This window comes from Kitasatospora sp. MBT63 (assembly GCF_000710465.2).
GTDB lineage: Bacteria > Actinomycetota > Actinomycetes > Streptomycetales > Streptomycetaceae > Kitasatospora.
Genome location: NZ_JAIZ01000631.1, coordinates 1 through 9922 on the forward strand (window position 1 = coordinate 1; position 9922 = coordinate 9922).

Consider the following 9922-nt stretch of genomic DNA (forward strand, 5'->3'; position numbering starts at 1 on the left):
GTTCCGGAGGTCCCTGACGACGACGATGGCGCGGGCCGGTGCGGGCGGGTGAGGGGCCTGTGCGGCGTGCGGCGGCGCGTCCGGTGCAGGCTTTCGACGGGCAGTTCCCGAACGGGCCGTTGGTGGTGCTGGACGGTGACGGTAGCGCTTACGGTGTCGGCGGTCTGGTACTGGAGTGCCCGGCCACCACCTTCGCGCAGCTGGCCGCGTGGGCGCTGGCCGAGTCCGGGCTGGGCGCCGCCAGGTTGAACCGCAACGGCAGGGACGCCGACCCACTCATCGTGCTGACCGCGGCCGCCGCCGAACGCTTCGGCCTACCCCCGAGCCTGGACGACGACCCGGCCACCCGCCGCAGCCAGCGGCTGCCGCAGGACCACAAGGTGGTGAAGGCGCTGGCCCGCTCGAAGTGGCAGCTCACCCGGCGCGGCTTCGGCCCGTGGCCGCGGATCTACCGCCCGGTCGCCGACGGGCGCCGCCAGTGCGTGCAGCTCGCCGTCCTGCCCTGGCGGGCCCTGGACGACCGCGCCTGGGGCGCCGCCGGCACCCTCCCCGCGCCGGACCTGGCCCGCGTGCTCGGCATCTACGCCTCCCGCGTGATCACCCCCCGCGGCTCGAGTGCCACCTGCGGACTCGAGCTGATGACGGCGCTGCGGCCGCCGACCCGGGCGGTGCGTGACGAGGTGTCGGGGGAGTGGGTGTCGGGGCCGAATCCGGGTGCGCTGACCGCGGTGGTTCAGGCGGCGCCGCCGGAGGTGCTCGCCGAGCACCCGGCGGCGCAGGGCTGGAGCGGCGGGTTCATGGACGAGGAGTCCTGCCAGTGGATCCGGCCGGTTCAGACGCTGTCGGAGGCGGAGATGGTGGAGCCGTTCGCGGTCGGCATCGACCTGAACACCGCCTACCTCGCCGCCGCGGGCCGTCTGAACGTGGGACTGGGCGCCCCTGTGCACGTGCGCCGCCCACGGTTCGACAAGAAGGTGCCCGGCGCCTGGCTGGTCGACCTGTCGGGCATCGAGTGCGACCCGCGGCTGCCGTCGCCGTTCACGCCGACCGGCCTCCCCCCGGAGGGGCCGGGCTGGTACGCCACACCCACCATCGCCTATGCCCAGGAGCTCGGCGCCGACGTGCGCCCGGTGGAGGCGTATGTGCGGGAGCAGTACGGCGCCTATCTGGACCCGTGGCACGACCGGTTGCGGGAGGCGTACGTGTCCACGATGGCGGAGGCGGGCATCCCGGTGGAGAAGGACGCCGACGAGCGGGCGTTCCTCGCCGCGATGACGGCGCACCGCCTCCTCAAGGACGCCGGCGAAGACCTGGACGCCCTGCGCGCGGCGCTGGCCGCCGAGGGCCTGGCCCACCTCGCGGGGCTCGGTGACGGCCGCCTGGCCTCGGCCGCTTGGCGTCACCACCAGATCGCCATGGTCCTGACGGCGGTGAAGTCGACGGTGAAGTTCGGCATCGGCAAGCTCCGCGAGCGCCCGCAGGGGGTCGGCTACGTCCCCGGCGCGCCGTGGCCGGCCCTGGAGCGCCCCACCTGGCGGCCGGACATCCGGGCCGCGGTCATCGCGAAGGCGCGGGTGAACCTGCACCGCAAGATGGCCAACGTCGCGAAGGCGAGCGGCCGTTACCCGCTCGGGGTGAACATCGACTGCGTCGTCTACGCCTCCCCGACCGCCTCCCCGCTGGGGTTCCTGCCGCTGACCGGCTCCGGCAAGGTGCTGCCCGGCGCGTTCCGCCTCGGTGCCACTCCCGGCCTGGCGAAGGTCGAGGGTGTGCAGAGCATGCTGTGGGCGGTCGACCTGCTCGAGCGCGAGCAGCCCGTCAACCCGGCCCGCCATGTCAAGGGCTACGACTCCGCCACTGCCGAGGGGAAGTGAACGGCACCGTGGAGGAGATCACCGACGCGATCGACCGCGCCACCCCCGCGCACTTCACCCAGACCCCGCCCAAGACGCCGCAGGCCCAGATGCGGGCCCTCGTCAAGGCCGCGAAGGGCGACCGCAAGCAGGTGGCGGCCCGCCTGGGCATCGACCCGAACACGGTGCGCCGCTACCTGACGGGCAAGCTGCGCCATCCGCGTCCGGCGCTGCGCGAGGCGTTGGCCCGCGAGGTGGGCCGGGTGTGGCAGCCCGGCATCCGCCGCAGGGCCCGCAAGCAGGCCGCCACCGCCGGCGGCATCACCGTCGAGGTCTGGGCCACCTTCGGCTACACCGCGCCGGGCGGCACCACCGACCAGGCCCGGCTGCGGCACCTGACCCTCCACCTCCCGCCCTCCTGGGCCGGGCGGCTGTTCGCGGCCCAGGACGAGGGCGCCGACGACCGCCGGATGCGCGAGGTGATGGCCGAGGCGTTCCAGGAAATCTATTTCAAGGACGGCGGACGGAACGAAGGACTCGAAGTCGCATTCACGGACATCCGGGCGATCGACGTCAAATTCTGAATTCCGGACACGGCCGCGAGAAGACGAAATCTCAGGTGCGGTCGGGCGGAACCCGGGCCCGACCGCACCCCGTGTGCCGGCCGCCCGACGCCCGGCCCCTGATACCCGGCGGCCCGTGCCCGGTCTGTGTGCTGCTCACCGGGGGACCGGGCGGGCGCGGGCCCGCCGTCGCTGCGCCGCGCGAAGGAACCGGCGGCCGCGGTCAATTCGACTTCGGTCGACCACGGTTCCGGATAGCGCGTTTCCGGCTACCGTGGGGGGTGAACTCCCGGGCCTGGACCACCGGGGGCCGGACGGGGAGCGTGATGACGTCGAACGACAGCGGCCGCGAACAGCTCGCCTCCGAGGGCGTTGACGCGCTGCGCGCCATGGCCCGGGAGGAGCGCGGCCGGGCCGGGCAGTTGGCCGCGTTCCTGGAGGACGTCGCCGCCAACGGCCTGCCCGACCCCGAGGACTGCACGCCGTGGGAGGAGTTGCGCGAACGCCACCTCGCCGAGCTGGCGAACGGGCAGACTGAGCAGCGTGTCGCCTGAAACCCCGCGCCGTGCCGACGTCGCCTTCTCCGACCTCGCCGCCCTTCAGCTCGAGAAGCTGACCGCGGCCCAGACCCACCGCCTGGACCGCGCCCTGGTCGCCATCTCCGTGCGCCCCGACATCGGCCACCCGCTCGGGGGCGGCGGCCGACTGCGCGACTACCGCGACGACATCGACGGTGTCCGCATCATCTACCACGTCACGGTCCGTCAAACCATCGTGGTTATCGGGTACGTCGAGGTCTAGGAACCCCGGCCCCGCGGCGGCCGGGCCCGTACCGGCGGCCGTCGAAGCCACGAGGGCCGGGAGTCGCCCGTCGCAGTGATGCCGGCCCGGGCAACCGCCGGGCCCGCAGCCGCCGCCGCGCCCACCGGCGGCCGGACCGTTCAGGCCGCGCGACGGGCGCCTCCTTGCGGTTCTGCCTTACCGTCCCGGCCCGGCGGAGCGTGCCCCTGTGCCCCCGTGCGACTTCGAGTGAGGTCCTGGCCTTTCCGGGGTGCCTCGCACGCGCAGCCTGCACGGCTGTCCGCATGGAGACCTGCACGGCACCTTGCATGGCAGCCCGCATGGTATCCCGCGACCGCGACCGCGGGCGCGGGCGCCGTCGGCCACCACCGCGGCCTGCCGGCTGGGCCGTCCGGGGGCCCGACGTGGTGGGGTGCGTGATCGTGCAGGGGTTCGGTCGTTGGCCAGGGCGGCGCAGCCCCGGGCGGGACACAGGGGTGCGCCGTCGGCCCCCGTGTCCGGGGGTTTTCCAGTGGACGTGTCACCGCCCGCCCGCGGGTGGTGCGGAAGGGCGGCAGCCGTGAACAAGCAGGAGCTCATCGATACCGCGATGGACGCCGAGACCGGCGAGCAGGAGGTCTTCGACCGCGCGAGTGGCGCACCGCTGCCCTCCACCGTGGCCGCAAGCACGGCCTTCCCGGGCATCTACCCACCAATCACCATCAACGGCCGCCGATACATGGACGGCTCCCTACGGTCGGCAACCAACGCCGCACTCGCGGCCGGAGCCCGCACGCTCGTCGTGATCGACCCGCAGGCGCACCTGTTTCCCCGGGAGTTGCTCCAGCAGGAGCTGGCGGTCGCCGCGGCGCACACAGTGGTGACCATCGAGCCCGATTCGGCATCAATCCGCGCATTCGGCTCGGACCTGAATGACCGGACGACCTGGGAACCGGCCTACCAGGCGGGCCTTCGCCAAGCCATCGATGCCGCAGAGCAGCTCCGCCTCGCGTGGAAGACCGGATCCGACATGGACTGAGCGCCGCCCGATCTCCAGGCTGCTACCCGTCCCGTTGACCCCGCCCTCGGCCCCGGTCCCACCCGCAGCTGATTCGCGACGAGCTACCAGCGTCGGCAAACCATCCGGTCGTAAAGATCACGATCTACCGCTGGAGTGTTAACACTCAGCGGCGGTGTCACCAGCCGCATCCAACTCGCTGGATCGAGCGGACGGTGCGGTTGTTGGCCTTGACCAGCCACTCCCTCAGTTGGCCGTTGAAGTCCCCGGGCGAGGTGAAGCGCTGGCCGGGCAGGAAGGAGGTGTCCAGGTACTGGTTGATGCGTTCGACCATGCCCTTGAACTCGGGGTCTCGTGGCGGCGCGAGCAGGATCCGTGTCGCGAGTGTCCCGGCGAAGGCCGCGGCGGGCTAGGTCACTTTTCCGGAACCGCCGATCGCCGACTCGCGGTCCCAGATCAGGGTCCTGGGGACCCTTCCGACCTGCTCGATCACCTGCCACATGCCCGAGAGGATGTCCGCCCTGGCGGGAGGGGATCATCACCGCGGTCAGGTGGCGGGAGAAGCCCAGCGTCGTCACCAGCACCGGCAGGACCCGTTCCTGGCCGGCGGCCACCGGGATCCGTGTCTCGGGGAACCACAGGTCGCACTGCATGATCTGGCCGGGCTCGTAGACGACGCGGTCGACTGGGTCGATGCCCTTGTACTGGGGCCGCAGCAACGCGAGCCGCTTCTTCAGCGGGCCCATCGAGTACGGCCAGTTGATCCGTTCGGCGATCACCGGCCCCGGCATTGTGGGCCATTCCTGCAGCAGGGCCCGGATCTGGGGCTCGAACGCGTCGACCACCGACCCTCTCGCGGCCCGTTCGCACTTCGGCGGCCGGTCCGAGTTCAACGCGGCCCGCACAGTGTTCCGGGCCACCCCAAACCGGCGCGAGATCTCTCTGATGGGCACACCCTCCGCCCGGTGCAGGCGGCGTATCTCGGCCAACTCCTCCACTTTCAGCACCCTCCATGGTCAAGAGGGCGGGTCAGTGTTCGGAATACCACCGAGGGTCAGTCTTCAGAGAACCGCGACACAGGTCGGCCCGGTCGACGCGGCGCGCGCCCGGGAAGCTGACCGCCCAGCTGCCACCGCGATCGAGGACGTCCGCTCCTGGTCATCGCCCACCGGGCGCGAGCCGCCCACCAGGCGAGTGTGGACCGTGCTTGGTTGCGACAGCTGGCCGGCGTACGCGCTGGCCGAAGTCGGGCTCGGCCCCCTCGGCGCCGTCAGGGCACGTCGTGGCTGCTCGGCTACGCCGGTGACCAGCCCTGAGCATGGCGTGTCCCGGCCGGGTCGGGCGGTGGGTGCGGCCCGATGACGAGGGCAGGTGCCGGGGAAGTCGGCGGCTGCGTGGGGAGGCGGAGGGCGGGTGTCTGTCCAGGATTCGGGCTGGGGCGAGGTCCTCGCCGATGTGCTCGCCGCCGCCCACCGCCTCGCTCCGCGGGACATCCCGGAGCTCGTCCAGCGCGCAGCCGGGCGCCTGGGGTTTGCCCAGGCGAGCGTCTACGTCGCGGACGTGCAGCAGCGAGTGGTGTAGTAGCGATCTTGGAGCAGGCCTTGATTACAGTAGCCGCCACTGCAGAGTGGACACCAGTAGGGGCTTTCTACCGTTACCGCAATCGAGCGGCTGTCGCTTGGCAGGCGTTTCCCTTTCGGGCCGCCGTCAGGGACGGCGAGTGAACGCTCTGGTGTACCTCTGAGAAGCGGAACTCTCTCTGCGGCCTTTCGTATCATTGAAGATGCCACTTGAAGTATCAAAATCGATAAAGGGGACAATATGGAACAGGTGTGGGGACTCACGGAATACGGTGGCACCTTCGATGAATCTATGGCCGAAAAAGTAAATGAGTGCATCTCGTGGGAGAGTGCCCAGGCGCAGGAATGGGAAAATCAGGAGGCGGCACTGTTTCTCATTTACTGCATTTCCGGTGAAGGCTTCTATTCGGCTGCGGAGCTAGACGCGGCATGCACTTCCATGAAGCCTCTGACCTATACGTGCGAAAAATGTGCGGCAGTAGTGGCTGCCGTTGACTGGATCCTGCGCACAAATGGAAAGAGGACGCCTGATGCTGGCCCCTCCAAGCCGAGCTGGCTTCCCTCCAGCATTTGGGGCTGGCAGACCGTTGGCACTCCTAAGGTTGCCAGCTATACGCCAAGCGATCCAATAATGTCGTCGGCACTTACATATATCACGCAGAATATCTGTCCGCACTTCGTAAACTCCGAAAAAGCTTTCCTGGCCGACCTTGAAATCCCCGAGGATGCCATGATCGGAGAAGATGACAGGTCTGCTCGACTTGATAACGAAACCAGTAATATTTTCACCACTATAGCCGATTATTCCAAGCTTCCCATGTCGTGCTGGCTCGGCTACCGCGAGAAAATGGTTGCATATTTCGAGTTGAATCCTCGAGTTTTCGAGGAAGAGGCACCTCCCGTATACCCCCCTCTGCAAGAAGTTCCCGTACCAGAGTATGTCGATCCAGAAACCGTGCGCGTTCCTGATAATCTGCGAAAGGCTGAACGGGAGTGGAAATTGAGGGAGGGGGTGAGGAATCTCGATATGCAGAGCGAGATGAGTCGTGATCCGGATAAATACCGAGCTGCCGCTCGTGAACTGAAGATAGAGGAGAAGCGGAAGAGGCAGCAAAAGGAAAAGGCCGATAGGGAGAAGCGAGAAAAGGCCAAGGCGAGGAGGGAGGAGGTAGATTCCGCTGCGTGGGCGAAATGGGCGATGGGATTGAAGGAGGCGGACGGGGGTGCGGAGATTCAGAATATCCCTCCCGGCTTTGAAGGCGTCACCGATGGCGAAGTTGACGAATACTACAAGGCAATCGGCAAAGATCGGCCTGCAAGGGAGGGGGGGAGGTATCCCGGGTCTCCCTCGGGTGATCATCTGCTTATTTCGAGAGATGTCTGGCAAGACATAATTGAATGGAAAGAAAGTCCTGTATATGTAATGCTTATTTCCAATGCACTCAAGATCCTGAAGCCGCCAAACTTTTCAAAGTATGAAGTGGTGGCCGAGCGCAATCCCATGGTCAAGAGTGCGCTAAAACTGATCTCCGATAACTGGAATTCATTTCTGCCTATGGAGATTTACGACAAATACCTCGCGGGAATGGATCAACTTTTCCAGACGGTTGATAAGCTTTCATACCTCGACCCAAGGTCAGATGAAGACAAGTTCCAAGCGCTACTAGGCAGAGGGCCGGCAGGGACTCGCGTGATGGTTCAGAAGACACTCAAAGATTTGGATGATTACCTCGTTAAAGCCACCAGGGCAGGGTTCGATAGATTTCTAGCAAAAATTGCCGAGGAGACCAAGAAAAAGGAAAGCTTCACGCTTTTGGGATTCGATACGGGGATCTCGACAACTCCAGAGGCTACTGACGTAGTAAATAAGAAGCTCCTGCCGAAGGTCAAGGCGCGATTCAATCAGCGCTTGGAGTCCTTCGCGGAGACCGCCAATATACAACATGAACGTCTGAACAAACGGGCAGCTCCACCTGCCGGGAGTGAAGACGACCCGTGGGGGGCGTGACTTCGACTTTAACGTCGGGGCCCAGATGAAGCCTGTTGGGCCATCAATGAAATCATCACCCCGATCGTTGTATTATGGGCATTCTGCAGGCGACTTGCCCAGGAGTAGTTGTATCAGCCTGGAGCTTGAAATTAAAGGTTGTCCTCGGTGCTTAGACCGAGGGGGCTGCCCATTTTCTTCCGGTGCCACAAGTGAGCTTCGTGTCTTCTGACTGGCTGGGTCGTTGTCCGTGCCTCGATCATTCACGTGCGCGCGCCGGCGTGAGGGGCTCGACTGGGGTGTCTGGTTCCTGCTGGTTCGTCCTGTGGGCTGATCGCCTCAGGTCGGGCCGGTGGGCCGCGTGTCGTCGCGGTGGGCGTCGGCGTCCACTCGCCGGGGGTGTTGCGGGTCTCCTCCTTCCGGTGCGTGGGGGCGATGGTGTGGTGGTCAGCCGGGGTCGGGCAGGGACTGGATGCGTCCCATGCGGCGACGATCTGGTGGGCGGCCGACCGCCTCGGCCCCGCTGTAGCCGTACATGCGCTCCGCCGCGGGGTTCCACGTCGTGATGACCCCCTCCAGGGTTTGCCGATGATCGCGTCCTGCGAGGACTGGACGATCGCGGCCAGCCTCCGGGCGGCTTCCTCATCACGCCGACGCTCGGTGACGTCGCTGATCGCCGCGAGGACCCTCACCCGGCCCCGCGGCGTGTCCAGCTCGCCCCCCCCACCAGGGGCTCAGTGAGATCTCCGCCGGGAACGTGGACCCGTCGCCGCGCAACGCCGACACGTCCCGGCCGGTCCCCGTCGCCCGGGTCTGCGGCGCCACCGCGAACCCTGTCGGTGCTGCCGATGTACCTCGCGCAACGATTGCGGCACCAGCTCGTCCACCCCCTTCCCCAGCAACTCAGCCTCCCGGTGGCCCAGGAGCTTCTCCGCCTGGTGGTTGACCAGCACGATCCGGTGCGCGCTGTCCTCGCCCACCAACGCGTCCGGCATCGCCTCCAACAAAGGCCGGAATCCCTGCCGCGGATCGGGCGCCCCGCCCGCCCACCGCTGGTGCGCCTCCTCGGGAGTGATGTCCCAGGTACGGCCCGGATCCTCATTGCTGGCCCCGGCCTGGCGGTCGGCTTCACTCCGGTGGTCGGCGGCGCGGACGCCCTGCGGTACGGGCGGCTGTCGCACGTGGACCAGACGTGCCTGCGGATGGAGACCTACCGGCAGGCCAACTCGGCGCTGATCGACGCCCAGGCGTCGATCCCGCTCGCGCAGGTCTGGGGCGGCGGCCTGGTCGCCTCGGTCGACGGGATGCGCTTCGTCGTGCCGGTGCCCTCGGTGTACGCCAGGCCGAACCCGAAGCACTTCGGGGCCTCCACCGGCGGCGGCGGGCGTCGGGCCGGGGCAACGTAGCTGAACCTGATCAACGACTGGGAGCTGTCCGGTCGATCACGCATGCTGCAGGCTGTTCCTTGGAGAACCTTCCGGGCGGCTTCGAAGTGGATTGCAGGGGCATCCGCAGACGCGCGACCATCTTCGGATGGATGCGAACAAGGGCCGGCTCGCGCGGGTCGTGCTGACCAGTCCCACCAATCCGTCGCAATGGGATGCCTGGACCGGAGACGGTCAGTACCTGTACCTCCGGTACCGACATGGCGTGGGCAGTGTCGAGTAGCATCCCGGCCCGGAGGTCGAGGACGACACGCCGGAGTCCTGGAACGACGGCCGCTCGGGGCTACTCGTCGAATGGGACGACGGCACCGGCGGCGGTGACATCGGCCTTGAGGACTACCTCGCGACAGCGGGCCTGGAACTGGCTCCTGGTGCCTCGGTGGACTGAGGCCGCTTCCGTCACGGGGTCATGTGCGGAGCCAGATGACGAGGGCGGCTGCGGTGACGGTGCCGAGGTAGACGTAGCCGCGCTTGTCGTAGCGGGTGGCGACGGCTCGGGCGTGCTTGAGCCTGTTGATGGCCCGTTCGACGGTGTTGCGTTTCCTGTAGCGCTCCAGCTCATCGATCTGGTGGCCGAGGACAGTGAGGCGTCGAAGGCGGTGGTGAACAAGGTCCTCGACACCCTCCTGCACGCCATCAAGAACGCGGTTGTGGAGGGTGGTGAGGTGCAGCTGACCGGGTTCGGGTCGTTCGCGG

11 protein-coding genes and 3 pseudogenes are annotated in these 9922 nt (G+C 67.5%); 10 read left to right on the forward strand and 4 right to left on the reverse strand.

From position 1 onward, the window contains the following. Window positions 1-83 precede the first annotated feature (83 nt). The 5 genes from AA75_RS51080 (at window position 84) to AA75_RS33025 (ending at window position 4235) form a co-directional block, all read left to right on the forward strand. Window positions 84-1874: a transcriptional regulator gene (locus AA75_RS51080; protein ID WP_199520470.1), complete on the forward strand. Its 1791-nt coding sequence runs from the start codon at window positions 84-86 to the stop codon at window positions 1872-1874. Next, window positions 1871-2437 (forward strand): XRE family transcriptional regulator, encoded by a 567-nt coding sequence (locus AA75_RS33010; protein WP_233289295.1) that lies wholly within the window; start codon window positions 1871-1873, stop codon window positions 2435-2437. Before AA75_RS51080 ends, AA75_RS33010 begins: the two co-directional genes overlap by 4 nt. Window positions 2438-2742: 305 nt before the next feature. Beyond that, a complete protein-coding gene (locus tag AA75_RS33015) occupies window positions 2743-2970 on the forward strand; it encodes a hypothetical protein (protein ID WP_033824035.1) in 228 nt (75 codons plus the stop codon). After that, the gene (locus AA75_RS33020; protein WP_033824036.1) at window positions 2960-3217 is read left to right on the forward strand and encodes a type II toxin-antitoxin system RelE/ParE family toxin; all 258 of its coding nucleotides are present in this window, start codon (window positions 2960-2962) and stop codon (window positions 3215-3217) included. Before AA75_RS33015 ends, AA75_RS33020 begins: the two co-directional genes overlap by 11 nt. Before the next feature lie 559 nt (window positions 3218-3776). Then, complete coding sequence (locus AA75_RS33025) at window positions 3777-4235, forward strand: patatin-like phospholipase family protein (RefSeq protein WP_051813922.1); 459 nt, start codon at window positions 3777-3779, stop codon at window positions 4233-4235. A 181-nt stretch (window positions 4236-4416) separates the two neighbouring features. On the opposite strand, the pseudogene istA reads toward AA75_RS33025, so the two are convergent. After that, a pseudogene (istA, locus tag AA75_RS51085) lies at window positions 4417-5221 on the reverse strand (IS21 family transposase); the annotation flags it as partial. Between the two features lie 406 nt (window positions 5222-5627). Here istA and AA75_RS50080 point away from each other — a divergent pair. Next, window positions 5628-5795, forward strand: coding sequence for a hypothetical protein (locus AA75_RS50080; RefSeq protein WP_158515599.1), 168 nt, complete (start codon window positions 5628-5630; stop codon window positions 5793-5795). A 240-nt stretch (window positions 5796-6035) separates the two neighbouring features. Then, window positions 6036-7802 carry a hypothetical protein gene (locus AA75_RS48265; RefSeq protein ID WP_149038517.1) on the forward strand — a complete coding sequence of 589 codons (1767 nt, stop codon included), beginning with the start codon at window positions 6036-6038 and terminating at the stop codon, window positions 7800-7802. A gap of 426 nt (window positions 7803-8228) precedes the next feature. Here AA75_RS48265 and AA75_RS54145 read toward each other — a convergent pair whose 3' ends face one another. Together AA75_RS54145 and AA75_RS54150 are read right to left on the reverse strand one after the other, a co-directional pair. Further along, the gene (locus tag AA75_RS54145; RefSeq protein ID WP_082527006.1) at window positions 8229-8360 is read right to left on the reverse strand and encodes a PAS domain S-box protein; all 132 of its coding nucleotides are present in this window, start codon (window positions 8358-8360) and stop codon (window positions 8229-8231) included. Window positions 8361-8515: 155 nt separating this feature from the next. Further along, a complete protein-coding gene (locus AA75_RS54150; protein WP_149038518.1) occupies window positions 8516-8776 on the reverse strand; it encodes a PAS domain S-box protein in 261 nt (86 codons plus the stop codon). 60 nt (window positions 8777-8836) lie between these two features. On the opposite strand from AA75_RS54150, the pseudogene AA75_RS54155 reads away from it, so the two are divergent. Together AA75_RS54155 and AA75_RS53570 are read left to right on the forward strand one after the other, a co-directional pair. Further along, window positions 8837-9184 (forward strand): annotated as a pseudogene (locus AA75_RS54155) (Tn3 family transposase); the annotation flags it as partial. A gap of 130 nt (window positions 9185-9314) precedes the next feature. After that, on the forward strand, window positions 9315-9449 hold the full coding sequence (locus AA75_RS53570; RefSeq protein WP_255369534.1) for a hypothetical protein: 135 nt from the start codon (window positions 9315-9317) through the stop codon (window positions 9447-9449). 184 nt (window positions 9450-9633) lie between these two features. On the opposite strand, the pseudogene AA75_RS51095 reads toward AA75_RS53570, so the two are convergent. Further along, a pseudogene (locus tag AA75_RS51095) lies at window positions 9634-9778 on the reverse strand (IS5/IS1182 family transposase); the annotation flags it as partial. A 50-nt stretch (window positions 9779-9828) separates the two neighbouring features. Here AA75_RS51095 and AA75_RS54160 point away from each other — a divergent pair. Continuing rightward, window positions 9829-9922 (forward strand): HU family DNA-binding protein (locus AA75_RS54160; RefSeq protein WP_368666623.1); only part of this gene is annotated, 94 nt, incomplete at its 3' end.